The sequence below is a fragment of the Nocardia testacea NBRC 100365 genome (assembly GCF_000308775.1).
GTDB lineage: Bacteria > Actinomycetota > Actinomycetes > Mycobacteriales > Mycobacteriaceae > Nocardia > Nocardia testacea.
Window position 1 is genome coordinate 23918 of record NZ_BAGJ01000113.1, and the last position, 18535, is coordinate 42452.

The 18535-nt window shown below is 71.2% G+C and carries 15 protein-coding genes and 1 pseudogene; 8 read left to right on the plus strand and 8 right to left on the minus strand.

Annotated elements, in window-relative coordinates; genetic code table 11:
* Window positions 1–7: 7 nt before the first annotated feature.
* A complete protein-coding gene (locus ON38_RS37530) occupies window positions 8–2707 on the minus strand; it encodes a flavin-containing monooxygenase (RefSeq protein WP_245564069.1) in 2700 nt (899 codons plus the stop codon).
* 175 nt (window positions 2708–2882) lie between these two features.
* On the opposite strand from ON38_RS37530, the gene ON38_RS16325 reads away from it, so the two are divergent.
* Entirely contained in the window at window positions 2883–3416 is a 534-nt protein-coding gene (locus ON38_RS16325) for a GNAT family N-acetyltransferase (RefSeq protein ID WP_039825660.1), read from the plus strand.
* 21 nt (window positions 3417–3437) lie between these two features.
* On the opposite strand, the gene ON38_RS16330 is transcribed toward ON38_RS16325, so the two are convergent.
* Window positions 3438–4247, minus strand: coding sequence for a tyrosine-protein phosphatase (locus ON38_RS16330; RefSeq protein ID WP_039825661.1), 810 nt, complete (start codon window positions 4245–4247; stop codon window positions 3438–3440).
* A 160-nt stretch (window positions 4248–4407) separates the two neighbouring features.
* Window positions 4408–5424: a cell division protein ZapE gene (gene zapE / locus ON38_RS16335; RefSeq protein WP_039825662.1), complete on the minus strand. Its 1017-nt coding sequence runs from the start codon at window positions 5422–5424 to the stop codon at window positions 4408–4410.
* Window positions 5425–5459: 35 nt separating this feature from the next.
* Here zapE and ON38_RS16340 point away from each other — a divergent pair, with 35 nt between their 5' ends.
* The 4 genes from ON38_RS16340 (at window position 5460) to msrB (ending at window position 9799) form a co-directional block, all read left to right on the plus strand.
* Window positions 5460–6224, plus strand: a complete 765-nt coding sequence (locus ON38_RS16340) for a pyrimidine reductase family protein (RefSeq protein ID WP_039825663.1) — start codon at window positions 5460–5462, stop codon at window positions 6222–6224.
* A gap of 82 nt (window positions 6225–6306) precedes the next feature.
* Entirely contained in the window at window positions 6307–7857 is a 1551-nt protein-coding gene (locus tag ON38_RS16345; RefSeq protein WP_039825664.1) for an alpha/beta hydrolase, read from the plus strand.
* Between the two features lie 107 nt (window positions 7858–7964).
* Window positions 7965–9308, plus strand: a complete 1344-nt coding sequence (locus ON38_RS16350) for a glycosyltransferase family 87 protein (RefSeq protein WP_245564070.1) — start codon at window positions 7965–7967, stop codon at window positions 9306–9308.
* Window positions 9309–9346: 38 nt separating this feature from the next.
* Window positions 9347–9799, plus strand: a complete 453-nt coding sequence (msrB, locus tag ON38_RS16355; RefSeq protein ID WP_085995425.1) for a peptide-methionine (R)-S-oxide reductase MsrB — start codon at window positions 9347–9349, stop codon at window positions 9797–9799.
* Window positions 9800–9894: 95 nt separating this feature from the next.
* Here msrB and hemQ read toward each other — a convergent pair whose 3' ends face one another.
* The 3 genes from hemQ to hemE all read right to left on the minus strand — a co-directional run bounded on the left by hemQ (window position 9895) and on the right by hemE (window position 13199).
* The gene (gene hemQ / locus ON38_RS16360; protein ID WP_039825665.1) at window positions 9895–10590 is read right to left on the minus strand and encodes a hydrogen peroxide-dependent heme synthase; all 696 of its coding nucleotides are present in this window, start codon (window positions 10588–10590) and stop codon (window positions 9895–9897) included.
* 95 nt (window positions 10591–10685) lie between these two features.
* A complete protein-coding gene (locus tag ON38_RS16365) occupies window positions 10686–12038 on the minus strand; it encodes a protoporphyrinogen oxidase (protein ID WP_039825666.1) in 1353 nt (450 codons plus the stop codon).
* 105 nt (window positions 12039–12143) lie between these two features.
* Window positions 12144–13199, minus strand: a complete 1056-nt coding sequence (hemE, locus tag ON38_RS16370) for a uroporphyrinogen decarboxylase (RefSeq protein ID WP_039825667.1) — start codon at window positions 13197–13199, stop codon at window positions 12144–12146.
* A gap of 296 nt (window positions 13200–13495) precedes the next feature.
* Between hemE and ON38_RS16375 the strand changes: the two genes are divergently transcribed.
* Together ON38_RS16375 and ON38_RS16380 are read left to right on the plus strand one after the other, a co-directional pair.
* Complete coding sequence (locus tag ON38_RS16375) at window positions 13496–14047, plus strand: DUF3000 domain-containing protein (RefSeq protein ID WP_051164867.1); 552 nt, start codon at window positions 13496–13498, stop codon at window positions 14045–14047.
* Between the two features lie 38 nt (window positions 14048–14085).
* Complete coding sequence (locus ON38_RS16380; protein WP_083872725.1) at window positions 14086–15441, plus strand: ribonuclease D; 1356 nt, start codon at window positions 14086–14088, stop codon at window positions 15439–15441.
* 48 nt (window positions 15442–15489) lie between these two features.
* Here ON38_RS16380 and dxs read toward each other — a convergent pair whose 3' ends face one another.
* A complete protein-coding gene (gene dxs, locus ON38_RS16385) occupies window positions 15490–17388 on the minus strand; it encodes a 1-deoxy-D-xylulose-5-phosphate synthase (protein WP_039825681.1) in 1899 nt (632 codons plus the stop codon).
* Window positions 17389–17619: 231 nt separating this feature from the next.
* Here dxs and ON38_RS16390 point away from each other — a divergent pair, with 231 nt between their 5' ends.
* Window positions 17620–18282, plus strand: coding sequence for an SIMPL domain-containing protein (locus tag ON38_RS16390; RefSeq protein ID WP_039825669.1), 663 nt, complete (start codon window positions 17620–17622; stop codon window positions 18280–18282).
* A gap of 26 nt (window positions 18283–18308) precedes the next feature.
* Here the strand turns inward: ON38_RS16390 and ON38_RS16395 are convergent.
* A pseudogene (locus ON38_RS16395) lies at window positions 18309–18535 on the minus strand (class I SAM-dependent RNA methyltransferase); the annotation flags it as partial.

Consider the following 18535-nt stretch of genomic DNA (forward strand, 5'->3'; position numbering starts at 1 on the left):
GGCCGGATCAGGTTCGCGAGGATGCGCCGCTGGCCTGTGCCTCGGGTTCGGGGGACGCCGATACCGAGCCGGCGGTCGCCGATACCGGCGTCTCCGATCCGGCCGCGGATGCCGAACCGGTGGCTCCGGTAGCCGGCATCCCGCCGGCGTGCTCAGCGGCCGCCGGGTCGGCGGGCGCAGGCACCGGAGCCCGATCGGTCCCTCCAGCGGACGCCGGGTCCGGGAGACCGGAAGCCGGAGCCTGATCGGTCCTCCCCGCGGACGCCGGGTCCGGGAGACCGGAAGCCGGAGCCTGATCGGCCTTCCCGGTGGACACCGGATCGGCGGGCCCGGGAGCCGGATCGGTGGCGGGCACCGACTCCGTGGCACCGGCCGGCGCCGGGTCGGTGGCAACCGACCTCGCTTCCGCGGTTCCGGTTGGCGGGGCCGGTTCGGCGCTTTCCGATGGCGGGGTGGCCGTCTCGGGCACCGCGCCCTGCCCCGTGGCGGAATCGGCGGTGGCCGCGGATTGCGCGTCCGCCGGAGCACCGGCGGGCGTTTCCGGCTCGCCTACCGGTGGCGCGGAGGTGTCGGCGGCCGCCGCAGCCGCAGCCGCAGCCGCAGCCGCAGCCGCAGCCTGGGCCTGGGCCTGGGCCTGGGCCTGGGCCTGGGCCTGGGCCTGGGCCGCACGCATATCGAGGCGGACCGTGGGGCTGTTCGATCGTGCGGCGATACCGGCAGCGCGTTTCTCGGCAGCGGCCCGTCGCGCCGCGTCCCGTGCGATATCCCCGGCCGACTGCTGCGGCGCCGCGGGAGGCGTGTTCGCGGGTTGCCCGTCGGGTGGCGTCGCCGCGTTCTCCAGCGGCGGTGTATTCGGCGGCTGCGGTGTATTCGGCGGCTGCGGGGCGTCCACCGGCCGCCGGGTGTTCACCGGCGCGGGCGGGGATGCGGGCACAGGCTGCGGAGATTTTCCGGGCGCCGACTGCGAGTCCGGACCGGCCGGGCGGGCGGCGGGCATCGCGAGAATCCTGGTCCGCTCGTCGGCGCCGGGCAGCGCCGACTCGGGCAGCTGCACAGTCGGGGACTCGGAGGCCACCGGGCGGGCGGCGGACGGATCGGGGCGGGCGGGAGCGGTGTGGATCGGTTCGGTCGCACCGGTCGGTGGCGACGCCGGCCGGGGCTGCGCCGACTGGAGCTGCGGCTGTGGCTGCGGCGTGGGCGCGTCGTAGGGGGCCGAACCGAGCGGCCGGCCCGCGGACCCCCGTTTCCGGCGGGACAACACCTTGTAGTCGCCGGGCCGGGCGGGGCGCACCCATTGCGCGGCGCGGGCCGCGAGGGGCAATGTCACCCCGAGGTCGGCGAGCAGTTCATCGATATCGCGCAGGGCGTAGGGCGTCACCGAGGCGCCGTGCGCGTGATGACCGTCGGTGTACTCGTGCATCCAGCGCAGGCGGGCCTCGATCCGCTCGCTCATGGTCTCTGCGGGCGGCAAGGACAGGCTCCGGGTGAGCAGGGCCGAGGTCCAGTGCGCGCCGACCTCCGCACCCACCGCGCTCAGCAGCGACGAGTTGTAACCGGCGAAGGTCAGATGCGGGACCTCCAACGGCAGGATCTGCCGATACAGCCGGAAGTTACCGTGATCGTCGGTGAGCTGGCGCTGCACGTACGGGGTCAGGAACGGGACCCGCTGCTGGAAACCGGTGGCGCAGACGACGATATCCGCGCGGACCAGCCGACCGTCGGACAGTTCGGCATAGGGCCCGGCCTGGCCGCCGCCCAGCGCGGCGACCTCGGTCCCGCCGCAGACGGTGATCCGGCCGGCCGCGACCTGGTCGGCGAAATCATCTGCGACCAGGCCGAACGCGGCCTCGTGCGCCTGTTCGAACCGTACCGGCGGCACCAACCCCAGCTCCGCGGCCCGGGACCGCTGGGCCACCAGCGCTTCGACGAGATCGAGGTTGCTCTCACGGAAGGAACGACCCGGGCCGCGCAGCAGACGCTCGAACCGGCCGGGCTCGGGATGCCGGAAATGGGCGGCGCCGGTGCGGGTGAGCAGCACCCGCTCGGCGTCCAGCCCGGGGGCCAGCCGGCGCGGCATCTTCCACAGCAGCCTGCGCGCCACCACGGTGGTCTCGGCGGCCACCCGGCTGATCTCGGTGGCCAGATCGCAGGCCGCGGCACCGTAGCCGACCACCACGACCGAACGGTCGCGGACCGCGTCCACGTCCAGAAACTGGGTGCTGTGGCCCAGTTGGCCTCCGGCACGCCCGAATTCGGTCATTCCCGCGAAATCCGGGAGCTGCGGTTCGCTGAACACACCGTTGGCGATGACGAGATGATCGCAGGAGGTGCGGTGCACACCGTCGAGATCGCGGATCTCGAGCAGCCAGCCGCCGTCGACCGGATCGGCCGCGACCACTTCGGTGCGCAGCCGGAGGCGATCGGTCAGCCCGAAGGCGCGCACGTAGCTCGCCAGGTACTCCTGCATCCGGGCTCCGTCGAGCACCCGCGGATAGTCGGCGGGCATCGGATGGTCGGAGAAGTGGTAGGTGTTCTTGCTGCTCTGCGCGCGTAAGCCCGGGTAACGGCGAGTCTCGCTCCACACGCCGCCGATATCGGGGGCTCGGTCGAAAACCTCGACCGCGAACCCATCCTCACTCAGGACCTTCGCGCAGACCAGACCCGCGATACCCGCACCGACGATCGCGATGCGGTTCCCGCTCCTCATGGGCGAGAGATTACGTCGGATGTGTCCGGCAGCAAAGCTGAAGGCTCCATTACGCCCATCGCCGCAGGTCGCCGGAGTTCCGCCGGAGACCCGGTCCGACTCCCCGCGCGGTCGGCCCGCGCCCGCCGGACCAGCGGAGACGCCGGGAACCGGATCGCTGTGGTCTCATTGGAATATGACCACTGTCACCGTGGACCGGGCCGGACTGTGGGACGCGGAGGCGCTCAGCGATGTCGCCGCCGCGACCTTCCCGCTGGCCTGCCCGCCGGGCTCGGCCATGGAAGATATCGAGGTGTTCCTGGCGGAGGTGCTCTCCGGTGAAAGGTTCGGCGAATACCTGTCCGATCCGGCGCGCACGGTCCTCAAAGCGGTCGCCGACGACGAGATCGTCGGCTACGCCATCCTGCACAGCGGGCCACCGTCCGATCCCGCGGTGGCGGCGGCGGTAGCGCTGGATCCGGTGCTGGAGATCAGCAAGATGTACGTGCTGCCGGGCCATCACGGCACCGGAGTGTCGAGCGCGCTCATGCACGCGGCCCTCGAACAGGCCCGCGGCGCCGATTACGCCGGTGTCTGGCTCGGTGTGAACCAGGAGAACCTGCGGGCGCAACGCTTCTACGCCAAGTACGGCTTCGAGCAGGTGGGTACCCGGACTTTCACCGTCGGGCGCCAGGTACACCACGACCACGTGCTGCGACTCGAGCTCTGACCGTTGCCCCCGCTCGCGGTCTCAGTCCAGCATGCGCAGTTTCAGGGCCTCGATCTCCGCGGAGCTCAGACCCAGGCCCTCGCTCACATAGCGCTCGAAGCCGCCGTAGCTCACCGCGACCTGATCGAAGGCGGCGTCGAGCCACTCGCGCTGGACCCCGCCCACCGGATCACCGGCCGCGGCGCCGCGGTAGTGGTTGGACAGCAGATAGTCCTCGGTGACCGTGGCCCGGTCCACCCCGAGCAGCGTGAGCAGTACCGCGGCGGTCCAGCCGGTCCGGTCCTTACCGGCGGTGCAGTGGAAGAGCACCGCGCCGGCCTCGGGGCCCTGCCCGGATGTCGCGATATCGCGCAGCACCCCGGCCACCGCGTGGTTCGCGCCCGGGGCGGTGATGAATGCCCGGTACAGGTCGCTGCCACCGGCGAGGGTCGACACGAGTTCCGGCAGCGGGGCGGCGCCGATCATGTCGTACCAGTTGGCGCGCGCCCCGGCGGGGATCCGGTCCGGACCGAGGGCGCGCTCGTAGACCGTGCGCAGATCGTCGACCTCCCGGACCCCGAGCCGGGTCAGTTCCGCCAGATCCGCGGGGGTGAGATTGTTGAGCTGATCGGTGCGCAACGCGATACCGGTGCGCACCGTACGTCCATCCACGGTGCGATAACCGCCGAGGTCGCGGGCATTGGGAGCGCCGGTCAGATGTAGCGAACGGTCGACGGTGAGCACCTCGGCGGCCGCCGGCGCCGCGGTGATGTTCGCCGCCGCGACCGGGCCGAACGCGATCAGGGCACCGGTGAGAACAGCGGCCGGTACGCGCGCCGAACGATGAACCATGAGCGGACTCCCATCGTGCTCGCCGGCACCCCCGCGCGGCGTGCCGGACTCAGCAAACCAACCCCGCAGTCCCGGGTCAACCCGAAAACGGCGCGTCGCGGTACGCCGCGCGGATCGTGGCCCGGCGGCCGGGAACGGCCCGGCTACCGCCGGGCCGCGCTCAGGCCGGGACCTCGAACCGCGACAGCGCCAGCAGCCGGGAGATCGCCCGGAGGTACTTCTTGCGATAGCCGCCTTCGAGCATCTCCCGGGAGAAGATCTCGTCGAGTTTCGCGCCCGAGACGGTCACCGGAGTACCCGCGTCGTAGAGCCGGTCGGCCAGCACCACCAGGCGCAGGGCCACCGCCTGGTCGTTGACCGGGTGCACGCCGGAGACGAACACCGCGGACACACCGGCGATCAGAGCGCCGAACTTCGAGGGGTGCAGGGTGCTCAGATGGCGCAGCAGGGCGTCGAAATCGTCGAGCGTCGCGCCGGGGACGGCCGCCGCCCGTTCGATCAACTGCGCCTCGCTGCCGGGTTCGGGCGCCGGCGGCAGATCACGGTGCCGGTAGTCGGGGCCGTCCACCCGCACCGTGTCGAAGATCGAGCCGAGCTTCTTGATCTCGCGCAGGAAGTCCTGCGCCGCGAACCGGCCCTCGCCGAGCTGGCCGGGCAGCGTATTGGAGGTGGCCGCGACCGAGACACCGCTCGCCGAGAGTTCGGTGAGCAGCCGCGAGACCAGCATGGTGTCACCCGGATCGTCCAGCTCGAATTCATCGATGCACAGCACGCTGTTCGCCGACAGCCGCTCGACCGCGTTGCCGAATCCCAGGGCGCCCACCAGGTTGGTGAGCTCGCCGAAGGTGCCGAAGGATTTCGGCGCCGGCGCGCTGTGGAAGATCGAGGCCAGCAGGTGGGTCTTGCCGACACCGAAACCGCCGTCCAGGTACAGGCCCGCACCCTGGGCCGGCTTCTTCTTCCCGAAGAAGGATTTCTTCTGCCCGGCCTTGTGGATACCGGTGACCTTCTCCGCGAAGGCACGGGCCGAGGCGACCGCCGCGGCCTGGCTGGGCTCGTTCGGATCGGGAATGTAGGTATCGAAACCGACCTCGTCGAACATGGGCGGCGGTACCATCTGGGCGACCAGCTGGTCGGCGGGGACCTCCGGGCGGCGGTCGACGAGGCGATCTGGCATGGACGTAGCCTAGTGACGTGGTATGAGCTGTTGGTATGCAGCGTATCCCCGATGCGATCCAGCTCACAGACCTCGACAACGACGCGCTCGCCGATCTGTACGCCTATCCGGGCGGCCCGGAAGACGATTGGCTGCGGGTCAATTTCGTCTCCAGTATCGACGGCGCGGTCACCGGACCCGGCGGCGTATCGGGTGCGCTGGGCACACCGGCGGACAAACGGGTGTTCCATCTGTTGCGCGAACTGTGCGACGTCGTGCTGGTCGGGGCGGGCACCGTACGCGCCGAGAACTACGGGGGCGCGCAAACCGACCCGGGCCTGCGCCGTGACCTGTTCGCCCGGGGCATCGGCGGCCACGCCGCGGGCGACCCGCCGCCGATCGCGATCGTGACCGCTTCCGCCGCGCTGGATCCGGACCATCGGGTGATCACCACCGCCCGGACTCCCACGCTGATCCTCACCACCGCGGCGGCGCCCGCGCAGCGGATCCGGGCGCTCGTCGACGCGGGTGCCGAGGTGATCGAGGTCGGCGACGAGGTGATCGCACCGCAGGCGGTTCCGGAGGCGCTCGCCGCGCGTGGGTTGCGGCGGGTGCTGTGCGAGGGCGGACCGCAGCTGTTCGGCTCGCTGACCGGCGCGGGGGCGGTGGACGAACTCTGCCTCACCACCGCGCCCCTGCTGGTCGGCGGTGCGGCGCGCCGGATCTCGGTATCGCACGAGGAATTCGGGATGCGGATGACACCGGCGCATCTGCTGCTGGACCCCGACGGGACCGTGCTCACCCGCTGGGTGCGCGCCTGAAAGCCGGGTGCCGAGCGGGTACGGCCGGGCCCGGGGCGTCCCGCTCGGGCGGATCCGAGCCGGACCTGGCAGGGTATAGCGCATGCGCTGGACTCGGGCAGTGGTGCCGGCCTCGGCACTCTTGATCATGATCGCCGGATGCGGGGCCGGACCGTCGGACCGCCCGCACGTCGCCGTCGAACGTCCGCCTGTGCCAGGCGATTCCACCACCTCCGCCCAGGTCCCGCCGCCGCCCGCCGCCGAGGTCCCGAAGAAGGACCTCCCGTGGCGGGAGTGCACCCGGGAGACGTTCGACCAGACCGGGATGGGCCCGGGACCTGCCGGACTCGTACTGGAGTGCGCCGATTTCTCCACCCCGATCGACAGCGCGGGCTCGGTGCTGGGCAATTTCCGCGCCGGCGCGGTGCGCGCCCGGCTGCCGCAGACCCCGCCCGACGCCGCACCCCTGGTGCTGACCTCCGGAGTGGACCGCTCCTCCGGCGCCACCCTCGCGGGGTTGGCCAGCGGCCCGGCGAGCGCCCTGCTCGCCGCGCACCCCCTGGTCGCGGTGGACCGCCGCGGTATCGGCACCTCCCAGGCGATCGACTGCCTGCCCGCCGATATCCGGAGCGGCCTGCAGGACAACGCCCAGTTCACCCCCGGTGGTGACGCGGTGACCGGGATGTCGGACCTGTCCCGCAACGGGACCATTTCCTGCCGGGACTTCCTCCAGCCCTACGACGGCACCTTCGACGCCGCGCACGCCGCCGACGATATCGAGCAGCTGCGCCGCGAGTGGAACGTCGACCACATCGCCGTGCTTGGAACCGGCAGCGGCGCGCTGGTGGGGCTGGAGTACGCCCGCAAGTACGGTGACCGGCTGGCCCGGCTCGTCCTCGACTCCCCCACACCGGTGGGCGTGGACACCGTCACCCGGACCGAGACCGCGGTCCAGGGCGCGGAGGCGGCGCTGTCGGCGTTCGCCCAGCAGTGCGCCGGTATCGCGTGTTCGCTCGGACCCGATCCGCGCGCCGCGGTCACCGCGCTGGTGCAGAAAGCGGCCGACGGGCAGCTCGGCGACATCTCGGCAAACGCGGTGCGCACGGCTGTCACCGGCTTCCTCGGCAGCCCCCGCGCGGACCAGACCGGCCGGGTCGGCGCCCTCGCCGACGCCCTGTCCGCGGCCGGGCGCGGCGATCTGGGCGGGCTGAAGGCGCTGATCGATCAGCAGGAGGCCGCCACCGCGACCGACGGCCAGTTCGTCAACGGCTGCACCGATATGCCGCAGACCCCGCCCGCGCCCCAGGTCACCGACCTCGGCGGTATCTGGGCGCAGAAGTATCCGGCGTTCGGCAGGGCGACCGCGTTGTCCATGCTGGCCTGCTCGGCGTGGCCGGTGACCGAGGCGCCGGCGGCGCTGGAGAAACTCGAGCTTCCGGTGCTGGTGTTCACCGGTGTGGCCGATCCGGTGACCGGCACCGCCCAGGCCTCGGTGACCGGCGCCCTCGGCGCCGCGGGCGCCCGCACCTCGACCATGACCTGGCAGGGGTGGGGTCATCCGGTGAGCGCGCACTCCGGCTGCGCGCAGACCGCGCTCGTGGAGTATCTGAAGGACGGCCGGCTGCCCGGCGACGGCACCGCCTGCCCCGCCTGACCGGTACCGCGCGAAGGCGCCCCGGGCAGGGCCCGAGGGGCTCCTGACCGGCGCGTCGAAGGTGGGCCCCGGCAACACCCCGGCACCGCCCGGTGTACCGTGCCGTGGTGTTCCTTCGACAGCTCGAGCCCCGCACTGCTCGAACAACCGCCGACGTGATCCGGTTCGCGCTCTGGCCGCTGGCGGTCATGACCGTGCTGAACCGGGTGTTCATCAAGGCTGTCAACGGTTTCGTGACCGATGACTACAAGCCGGTCTATCAGGCCTCGCTGGATTTCCTCAACGGGCGTGAGGTCTATACGGCGAATTTCGATTCGGTCGACCCGCACTACCTGTATCCGCCCAGCGGCACCCTGTTGATCGCGCCCATCGCGGTGATCGACTACGAGAAGTCGCGCTGGCTGTTCATCCTGCTCAACGCTGTCGCCATCCTGATCGCCTGGTATCTGCTGCTGCGGCTGTTCAACTACACGCTGCGCTCCATCGCCGCCCCGGTCCTGCTGCTGGCGATGTTCTTGTCCGAGACGGTGATCAACACGCTGGTGTTCACCAACGTCAACGGATGCCTGCTGCTGGCGGAGATGCTGTTCCTGATCCTGCTGTTGCGAAGACGAGACGTCTGGGCAGGTGTGGTGCTGGGCCTGAGTATGGCCGTCAAACCGACCCTGGCGCCGCTGCTGCTGATCGCCGTGGTCCGGAAACAGTGGGCACTCGTCGCCACCGCGGTGACCGTGCCGATCGCGCTGACCGCCGTCGCCTGGCCGCTGTCGCGGGACCCGGAGCGTTTCTTCACCCGGACCGCGCCGTATCTGTTCGAAACCCGTGACTACTTCAACAGCGCTATTCCGGGCAATGCGGAGTACTACGGTCTGCCGCCCTGGCTGACCTGGACCATCCGGCTCACGATGGCCGTTCTCGTCCTCGTGTCGCTGTGGATCCTGTACCGGTACTACCGCGAGGACGAACTGTTCTTCGTCACCACCGCCTCGGGTGTGCTGCTCACCGCCTCGTGGCTGCTGGCCTCGCTGGGCCAGATGTACTACTCGATGATGCTGTTCCCCTTCCTCATGTCGGTGGTGCTGCGCAATTCCGTCCTGCGCAACTGGCCGGCCTGGCTGGCGGTCTTCGGTTTCCTGTCCTACGACAAATGGCTGTCGGACCGCTGGCCCGATATCGGGCGCAACCTGGAATACCTGCGGATCACCTTCGGCTGGGGGCTGCTGCTGGTCGTGGTGTTCTGTGTCCTCGGCGACCGGTATCTGGCCGCCCGGCGCGCCGGCCGATTGCCGCGGCTGGATCCGCCGTGGATGGCCGACGCCCCGGATTCCCGGGACGCCGGGGCCGACGACTTCGTGGCACCGGCCCGGCCCGGCCGCACGCCGGTGCCCACCCCGGTGGAGCGGGAGCCGGCCGATGCGCGCGTCGCCGAGACGCAGGCCGTCCGCGGCTGATGGAGGACGCACCGCGGCACACGTATTAGCGTGGAGGCATGAGTTCCGAAACGGACGCGACCGATACCTCCCTGCCCGCCCCGAAGATCCAGCTCAGCCCGCAGGAGTGGCGGGCCCGGCTGGACCCCGCGGAGTACGCGGTACTCCGTGAAGCCGGGACCGAGCGACCGTTCACCGGCGAATACACCGACACCACCACCGAAGGGGTGTACAGCTGCCGTGCCTGCGGCGCCGAACTCTTCCGGAGCACGGAGAAGTTCGAGTCGCATTGCGGGTGGCCGTCCTTCTTCGATCCAGCCGACTCCGATGCGGTCCTGCTGCGCGAAGACAATTCGCTGGGTATGCGCCGCGTCGAAGTGCTGTGCGCGAACTGCCACAGCCACCTCGGGCACGTTTTCGAGGGTGAGGGCTATCCGACGCCGACCGACAAGCGCTACTGCATCAACTCGATCTCGCTGCGCCTGCAACCCGCGACCGGCACGGCGGAGTGAGCCGTTCTCCTTCCCGGCGGTACGTCATATGACGACCGCCCGGCGGTCGTGCCCCCGTTTCCGGGGCCTGCGCCGGGCGGTCGCGCCACCTCCGGTCAGGGCAGTGCGGCGATAAGCTGATCGAGTTCGATCCGCGGTCCGGTGTAGAAGGGGGTCTCCTCCCGGACGTGCATCCGGGCCTCGGTGGCCCGCAGGTCGCGCATCAGATCGACGATCCGGTGCAGTTCCGGCGCCTCGAACGCCAGGATCCACTCGTAGTCGCCGAGCGCGAACGACGCGACCGTGTTGGCGCGCACATCGGGATAACCCCGTGCCTCTTTACCATGGTCGGCGAGCATCTTGCGGCGTTCGTCGTCGGGCAGCAGATACCACTCGTAGGACCGGACGAACGGGTAGACGCAGATATAGTTCCCGGGCTCCTCGCCGGCCAGGAACGCGGGGATATGACTCTTGTTGAACTCCGCGGGCCGATGCAGCGCCACATTGCTCCAGACCGGCGTGCTTGCCCGGCCGAGTTCGGTGGTGCGCCGGAAGTCGGCGTAGGCGGCCTGCAGGTCCTCGACCCGCTCGGCGTGGCTCCACACCATGAAATCCGCGTCGGCGCGCATACCGGCCACATCGTAGATGCCACGCACCACGACACCGCGCTCGGCGAGCCCGTCGAAGAATTCGCGGGCCTCCTTCAGCGCTGTCGCGCGGTCGTCTCCCAGCGCTCCGGGCCGCACCTGGTACACGGAGAACATGAGATAGCGGATGGTGGAGTTCAGAGACTGGTAATCGAGTCGCGCCATGGCCCCATCGTGCCACTCGCCGGATCGTCGCGGGGGCGCGGCCGGTCGAACCAGACCCGGGCCGACCGGCGCCCCGTACCCCGGATGAGCAGCGGTCAGGCCGGAGCCGCCCCGCCGGCGATCCGCGCCGCGGCCCGCGTCGCCGCCGCCACACAGGCGGGCACACCCACACCGTGCAGATAGGCGCCGGTCACCGCGAGATCGGCGAAACCGGACATCACGGACTCGATCTCGGCGACGCGTTCGGTGTGCCCGGGGGCGTACTGGGCGAGACCACCGGGCCAGCGCTGCACGATCGCGGACCGCGGGGCGATCGGCACACCCGTCACGGTGGCGAGGTCGGCGGTGGCGGCGTCGATGAGTTCGGCATCGGACAGGCCGAGCACCGCGTCGTCACCGAACCTGCCGAACGAGACCCGCACCAGAGCCGTCTCCCGCGCCGCCAGATGCGCCCATTTCCGGCTGGACAGGGTGAACGCCTTGGCCCGCAGCGGCTCCCCGGTCGCGACCAACACGCCCGAATTCGACGGCAGCGCGGTCTCCTTCGGCAGTTCCAGCGCGACCAGCGCAGAGGAGGACAGTTCGATTCCCGCGGCCGCGCGCGCCGCCGCGGGCGCGATATCGGCCAGCAACCGGGCCGTCACCGGCGCCGGGGTCGCGAGAACGACCGCCTCGAACTCCCCGAGCGGTTCCACCGCCCAGCCCCCCGGTATCCGCCACAGACCGGTGACGGCGGTATCCCGGACCGTGGTGGCCGCCGTCCGACCGGCCAGCGCGTCCAGCAGCGCGCCGTAACCGTCCCGCAGCGCGCCGAACACCGGCGCCCCGGAGGGCGGCGGCAGGGCGACCGATACCGCCTCGGTGAGCGAGCCGGCGCCCCGGTCCAGCGCGGCGGCCAGAGTGGGCAACGCCGCACGCAGCCCGATGGAGCGGGCGGAACCGGCGTACACGCCCCCGAGCAGCGGATCGACACTCCGCGCGACGGTCTGCTCCCCGAATCGGTCGGCCACCAGCGAGCAGACATCGATATCGGCGCCGGGCCGCCAGCGGAAGGGGCGCTCGGGCTCGGCGGCGATATACGCCACGGTCGCGGCATCGACCAGTCCGTCGACGGCCGCGGCATCGGCCGGGATACCCATCAGCGTGCGCTCCGGTAGCGGGTGGGCCCGCCCCTGCGACCAGATCAGCGGCCTCAGCCCGGCCGGATGTACCAGTTGGTCGGCGATACCCAGTTCGTTCAGCAGCTCGGGTACCTCGGGCCGCCGGCCGACGAACGCCTCCGCGCCCAGATCGACCGGTTCACCGGCGATCTCGCTGGTCCGCAGCACCCCGCCGAACCGGTCCCGGGTGTCGGCCACCGTGATCGCGGCCGATTCCCCCAGCAACCGGCGCAACCGGTAGGCCGCGACGAGCCCGCTGATCCCCCCACCGACCACCGCGATTCTCATGCCCCGACCGTATCCGCCGCCCGCACATCGCGAGAGCGCGGCCTCCGCACCCGGCTGTGCCGGAACCTCCGGCGCCGGCCGGGATCTACGACGGCCGGCCCGGCCTCACAGCTCGTGGACCAGCTCCACCAGCGCGGTGAGCACACCCGGGTCGGTCTCGGGCAGCACCCCGTGCCCCAGGTTGAAGATATGGCCCGCGGCGCCCATGGCCAGCGCCGAATCCGCTTCGCCGGCGATCCGGCGTGCCTCGGCCTCCACCACCGGCCAGCCCGCGAAGAGCACCGCGGGATCGAGATTGCCCTGCAACGCTTTTCCGGGACCGATCCGCCGCACCGCCTCGGTCAGCGGCAGCCGCCAGTCGACGCCGACCACATCGGCACCGGCCTCCCCCATGGCGCCGAGCAGTTCCCCGGTGCCCACCCCGAAATGGATGCGGGGCACCCCGGCCTCGGCGAGTTCGGCGAAGACCCGCTCCGAATGCGGCAGCACATAGCGGCGGTAGTCGGCCAGCGAGAGCGCCCCGGCCCACGAGTCGAACAGTTGTACCGCGTCGACCCCGGCCTCGAGCTGGGCCCGCAGGAACACGATGGTGATATCGGTGAGCACCCCGAGCAGCGCGTGCCAGGCCGTCGGATCGCCGTGCATCATGGCCTTGGTGCGCTCGTGGTTCTTGCTGGGGCCGCCCTCCACCAGATAGGACGCCAGGGTGAACGGCGCCCCCGCGAAACCGATGAGCGGAGTCTGCCCGAGTTCTTCCACCAGCAACCGCACCCCGTCGGTGACCGCGCCCACTTCCTCGGGCCGCAACCGGGGCAGCGCCTGGACATCGGCGGCCGTACGCACCGGGGCGGTCACCACCGGACCGACGCCGGCCACGATATCGAGATCGATTCCGGCGGCCTTGAGCGGAACGACGATATCGGAGAACAGGATCGCCGCGTCGACGCCGTGCCGGCGGATCGGCTGCATGGTGATCTCACAGACGAGTTCCGGGTCGAAACACGACTCCAGCATGCCTATACCGGCCCGGACCTCACGATATTCCGGTAGCGACCGGCCCGCCTGGCGCATGAACCACACCGGCCGCCGAGCCGGTGCGGCGCCGGTGGCGGCGGCCAGGAACGGGGCATCGGACAACCGGCGGCGCGTATATGTGCTCATCACCAGCCATCGTATGCGGCCCCGGCGGGCCCGGTGCGCAAGGCCGCACCCCACCGCCGGGACCGCCGATCCGCGGTCCTGGGCGGCGGCTACGGACGCCGTCCGGCCGGGTTGCGCGGTGTTTACCACGATCGGGCCCGCGCACGCAGCAACAACGGTCGCCCGGCGCGCCTCCGCGCGCCCCGGGTGCTACGGGTCTACCGTCATTCCCCGTGACACCGCTCGATATCCGCGACGGCGCACCCGACGACGGGCCCGGCGACGAACCCGCAGCGTTTCGTGCCGCCGTCTCGGCGATGGGCGCCGCATCCGTACACCCGCGGATCGAGCTGTCCCCGATCCGTCCGCCACAGCGTCTCGCCCCGTATTCCTATGCGCTCGGCGCCGAGGTGATCCACGAGGACTCCCCCGTGGTGCCGATCGATTCCGACGGCGACGCCTTCGGGCGGCTCATCCTCTTGCACGACCCCAGCGGGGACGAGGCCTGGCACGGCGTCTTCCGTCTGGTCGCCTATATCCAGGCCGATATCGACGGCGCGCTGGCCGCCGATCCGCTGCTACCGGAAGTGGCCTGGAGCTGGCTGGTGGACGCCCTGGAGTCCCGGGACGGACCGTTCACCGCGCTCGGCGGCACGGTGACCTCCACCAGTTCGGTGCGCTACGGCGATATCGCGGGTCCGCCGCGCGCACACCAGCTGGAACTGCGGGCCTCGTGGACGGCCCGGACCACCGAGATGCGCCCCCATGTGGAAGCGTTCGGGGAAGTCCTGGCCTACGCGGCGGGTCTGCCGCCGGCGGGCATCACCGATCTGCGGCCCTCGCCGGCCGGCGAGACCGACCGTGGTTGAATATCGGACCTGGCCCGGGCCACGTAGAGTGGCCCCTTATGCCGGTAGTAGAGGAGCCCGAACACCTGTCCGGTGACCACCCGGATGGTGGCACCGGCCTGTCTCCGGCGTCCGATCCGGGCCCATACGACGAGGTCACCGATTCCGGTGCGGCCGAGCCCACCGCGGAACCGCTGCTGATCCCGGCCGAGGGCATCCCCCCGGTCTGCCGCACCGCCGAGGCCGTCGCGGCGGCCGCCGCGCGTCTCGCCGCCGGTACCGGACCGCTGGCGGTGGACGCCGAACGTGCCTCGGGTTTCCGGTATTCGTCGCGGGCGTACCTGATCCAGTTGCGCCGGGCGGGGGCGGGCACCGTACTCATCGACCCGATACCGGTCGCCGACGCGCTCACCCCACTGGCCGAGGCGATCAACGGATTGGAATGGATCCTGCATTCGGCCGACCAGGACCTGCCCGGTCTGGCCGAGCTGGGACTGCGTCCGGCGCAGCTGTTCGATACCGAACTGGGCGGGCGGCTGGCCGGATTTCCCAGAGTGGGTCTGGCGGCCATGGTCGAGCAGTTGCTCGGCCGGGCGCTGCGCAAGGGGCACGGGGCCGCGGACTGGTCGACCCGGCCCCTCCCGGAAGCCTGGCTCAACTATGCCGCCCTCGATGTGGAACTGCTGATCGAGCTCCGTGCGGCCGTGGCCGCCTCGCTGGCCGAGCAGGGCAAAACCGAATGGGCCGCGCAGGAATTCGAACATATTCGATTGCTCGAACCGGCCGCGCCGAAACCGGACCGCTGGCGACGCACCTCCGGTATCCACACGCTGCGCCGGGCCCGCCAGCTGGCGATCGTGCGGGAACTGTGGACCACCCGCGACACCCTGGCGCGCGGCCGCGATATCGCCCCCTCCCGGATCCTCCCGGATTCCGCCATCATCGCGGCCGCCAAGGCCGAACCGGCCTCGATCGGGCAGCTGCGGGAGTTGCCGGTGTTCGGCGGCCCGCGCCAGCGCCGCTATTCCCGGGAATGGCTGGGCGCGGTGGAACGCGCGCGCGCCCTGCCGGACGAGGAACTACCCCGGATGAGTCAGCCCTATGACGGGCCGCCGCCGGTGAACCGCTGGGAACGCCGCGATCCCGCCGCCGCGGCCCGGCTGGCCCGGGCACGCGCGGTGATGACCCGGATCTCCGAGCGGGTGGCGGTACCGGTGGAGAATCTGCTGTCCCCCGATCTGGTGCGCCGGCTGTGCTGGGACGGTCTGCCCGACTACCGCAGCGCTCCGGAAACCGCCGATGAGGTCACCGCGGCGGTCGACGATTTCCTCGAGAGCCACGGCGCCCGGCCCTGGCAGCGCGAACTCGCCGCGCAGCCTCTGGCCACCGCCCTCATCGACCGGCCGCCGAGCTGACGACGCCCGCGCGGTAGCCCCGGAGGAACCGCCCCGGCTCGCGCGCGGCTAGGGCGCGTCCAGCCAGCCGGTGACGCGGCGGGTGATATCGGGCGCGGTCAGACCCAGCTCCTGACGCACCTGGGCGATACTGCCGTGCTCCAGGAATTCCTGCGGAATGCCGATATCACGAGCGGGGACGTCCAGCCCGGCGGCCCGTAGCCGCGCCGAGACGGTCGCCCCGATTCCCCCGTGCAGGCCGCTGTCCTCGAGCGTCACCACCAGGCGATAGTTCTCGGCCAGTTTGACGACGGTATCGGAGACCGGCAGTACCCACCGCGGGTCGATGACGGTGGCGGTGATGCCGTCCGCCTCCAGCAACTCGGCGGCCTGTAGCGCGGCCGGTATCAGGGCGCCGACGGCCACGAACAGCACATCGCCGCGCTGGGCCTGCGCCGACGGGCCCTCCCGATCCGGCAGCCACAGCACATCCACGCCGTCGAGCCGCTCGATCGCCCGGATCTCGGCACCCACATTGTCCTTGGGGAACCGCAGGGCGGTCGGCCCGTCACCGACTGCCAGCGCCTCGGTCAGTTCCTCGGCCAGGGTCGCGGCGTCGCGCGGGGCGGCCACCCGCATACCGGGCACGATGCCGAGCAGCGACAGGTCCCACATACCGTTGTGGGACGCGCCGTCGGCACCGGTGATCCCGGCGCGGTCCAGCACCAGGGTGACCGGCTGTTTCAGCAAGGCCACATCCATCAGCAGCTGATCGAAGGCCCGGTTCAGGAAGGTCGAGTAGATTGCCACCACCGGGTGCAGCCCGCCCAGCGCGAGACCCGACGCCGAGGCCAGCGCGTGCTGTTCGGCGATACCGACATCGAAGAGCCGCTCCGGGAAACGTTCCCCGAACGCGGCCAGCCCGGTGGGCCCCGGCATGGCGGCGGTGATCGCGACGATATCGTCGCGGCGTTCGGCGTGGGCGATGAGTTCCTTCGAGAACACCGAAGTCCAGCTGACCGCCGTGCCGCTGCTCACGGATTCGCCGGTGAGCGGGTCGATGGGACCACAGGCGTGCATCTGATCGGCCACGTGATTCTCGGCCGGTTCGTAGCCGTGCCCCTTCTGGGTGACCGCGTGCACCACCACCGGGCCGCCGAAATCCTTGGCGTGGCGCAGCGCCGACTCGAGCGCGACGAGATCGTGGCCGTCCACCGGACCGACGTATTTGAGACCGAGATCGCTGAACAGCTCCTGCGGGCTCACCGCGTCCTTTATCCCGGCCTTCACCGCGTGCACCATCGAGTACGCGGAATCGCCCACGCCGGGAATGCTTTTCAGGAACCGGCGGCCCGTGTCGAGCATATGCTCGTACACCGGCTGGGTGCGCAGTGCCGTGAGCCGGTCGGCCAGCCCGCCGATGGTGGGGGCGTAGGAACGGCCGTTGTCGTTGACCACGATCACGACCGGACGGTCTTTGGCGGCGGCGATATTGTTCAGCGCCTCCCAGCACATACCGCCGGTCAGGGCCCCGTCACCGACGACCGCCACGACATGGCGGTCCTGGCCGGTGAGCGCGAACGCCTTGGCCAGGCCGTCGGCATAGGACAGCGACGCCGAGGCGTGCGAGGACTCCACCCAGTCGTGTTCGCTCTCGGCACGACTGGGATACCCGGACAACCCGTCCTTGCGCCGCAGGCTGTCGAAGCGATCCTTGCGGCCGGTCACGATCTTGTGCACGTAGGCCTGGTGCCCGGTGTCGAAGATCAGCGGATCGGCGGGCGAATCGAATACCCGGTGCAGGGCGAGGGTGAGTTCCACCACCCCGAGGTTGGGCCCCAGATGCCCGCCGGTGACGGCGACCTTGTGCACCAGGAATTCGCGGATCTCGGCCGCCAGCTCCCGCAATTGCGGTGCCGAGAGCCGACGCACGTCTTCGGGCGTATCGACCCGGGAAAGCACTCCCACCTGATTCGCTCCCTCCGGATAGCGCAGTTGATCCGACCAGTCTAGGAGCCGCGGCCGACTGCACCACCCGGGCGGCGAGCCGAACACACCTCCGTACCGGGCCGGAACCGCGGTTCGGCGTATCGGTCCAGCCTAAGGTGAGTGACGGGTGCCGCGCGAACCGCGTCCGGCCGCGGGCGCCCCCACAGCGGCGCACCGCCGGGCGCCGGACACCGACCGCGAGGAGACCGGATGACCCAGCCGCAGGCGGGAACGGTGACCGTATTCGGCTACGGCAGCGTCCGCGCCGCCCCCGATCAGATCGTGCTCACGATCGGCGTCGAATGTCGCGCGAGCACCGTCGGCCTGGCCTACGACCGGGCGGGCCGGAGTGTGACGGCACTGACGACCGCGCTGCGCGAAGACGGTGTCCCCGGCACCGATATCGGCACCGGCATGCTGTCGGTGCGCTCGGATACCGCCTGGCAGGACGGTACTTCGCGGGTCATCGGCTATATCGCGACCAGCACGCTCACGGTCACGCTCCCCGCCGGGCCCGATCCCGCGCGACCGGCGCCGGCGGAGGTGGTGGCCCATGCCGTGGCGGCGGGCGGCGACGACGCGCGCCTGGGTGGACTGCGGCACACCTTCGCCGACCGGGAACGGCTGCTGACGCGCGCCCGCGACGCCGCCTGGGACAACGCACTGGACAAGGCGCGGCAGTACGCCCGCCGCGCCGCCCGCGAACTGGGTCCCGTGCTCGAGATCACCGAACACACCACCGCGCCGCCGGCGCAGCCCGCCGAACCCGGCGGAATCCGGATGGTCGCCGCGTCCGCGCCGGCGCCGGTGCCCATCGAATCCGGGGAGACCGAGATCACCGCGACACTGCGGGCCACCTGGCAGCTGAAGTAGGGCGGCCCGACGCCGCCCGGGAGTGCTCAGCGCTCCAGGAGCGCAAGGCATTCCACGTGGTGGGTGGCCGGGAAGGCGTCGAAGGCGCGCAACGCCGTCAGTCCGTAGCCGGCATCGAGGTACAGGCGCAGATCCCGGGCGAACGCCGCCGGATCACAGCCGATGTGCACGATCCGGTCCGGCGCCGCGGCGGCCACGGCGTGCACCACGGGTTTGCCGGCCCGGCCCGCGGCGGATCGAGTACCACCACCCG

Excerpts from the sequence above, each read along its gene's own strand:
- ON38_RS37530 (WP_245564069.1), bottom strand. The coding sequence starts at position 2,707 with ATGAGGAGCGGGAACCGCATCGCGATCGTCGGTGCGGGTATCGCGGGT.
- ON38_RS16325 (WP_039825660.1), top strand. The coding sequence starts at position 2,883 with ATGACCACTGTCACCGTGGACCGGGCCGGACTGTGGGACGCGGAGGCG.
- ON38_RS16330 (WP_039825661.1), bottom strand. The coding sequence starts at position 4,247 with ATGGTTCATCGTTCGGCGCGCGTACCGGCCGCTGTTCTCACCGGTGCC.
- zapE (WP_039825662.1), bottom strand. The coding sequence starts at position 5,424 with ATGCCAGATCGCCTCGTCGACCGCCGCCCGGAGGTCCCCGCCGACCAG.
- ON38_RS16340 (WP_039825663.1), top strand. The coding sequence starts at position 5,460 with ATGCAGCGTATCCCCGATGCGATCCAGCTCACAGACCTCGACAACGAC.
- ON38_RS16345 (WP_039825664.1), top strand. The coding sequence starts at position 6,307 with ATGCGCTGGACTCGGGCAGTGGTGCCGGCCTCGGCACTCTTGATCATG.
- msrB (WP_085995425.1), top strand. The coding sequence starts at position 9,347 with ATGAGTTCCGAAACGGACGCGACCGATACCTCCCTGCCCGCCCCGAAG.
- hemQ (WP_039825665.1), bottom strand. The coding sequence starts at position 10,590 with ATGGCGCGACTCGATTACCAGTCTCTGAACTCCACCATCCGCTATCTC.
- ON38_RS16365 (WP_039825666.1), bottom strand. The coding sequence starts at position 12,038 with ATGAGAATCGCGGTGGTCGGTGGGGGGATCAGCGGGCTCGTCGCGGCC.
- hemE (WP_039825667.1), bottom strand. The coding sequence starts at position 13,199 with ATGAGCACATATACGCGCCGCCGGTTGTCCGATGCCCCGTTCCTGGCC.
- ON38_RS16375 (WP_051164867.1), top strand. The coding sequence starts at position 13,496 with ATGGGCGCCGCATCCGTACACCCGCGGATCGAGCTGTCCCCGATCCGT.
- ON38_RS16380 (WP_083872725.1), top strand. The coding sequence starts at position 14,086 with ATGCCGGTAGTAGAGGAGCCCGAACACCTGTCCGGTGACCACCCGGAT.
- ON38_RS16390 (WP_039825669.1), top strand. The coding sequence starts at position 17,620 with ATGACCCAGCCGCAGGCGGGAACGGTGACCGTATTCGGCTACGGCAGC.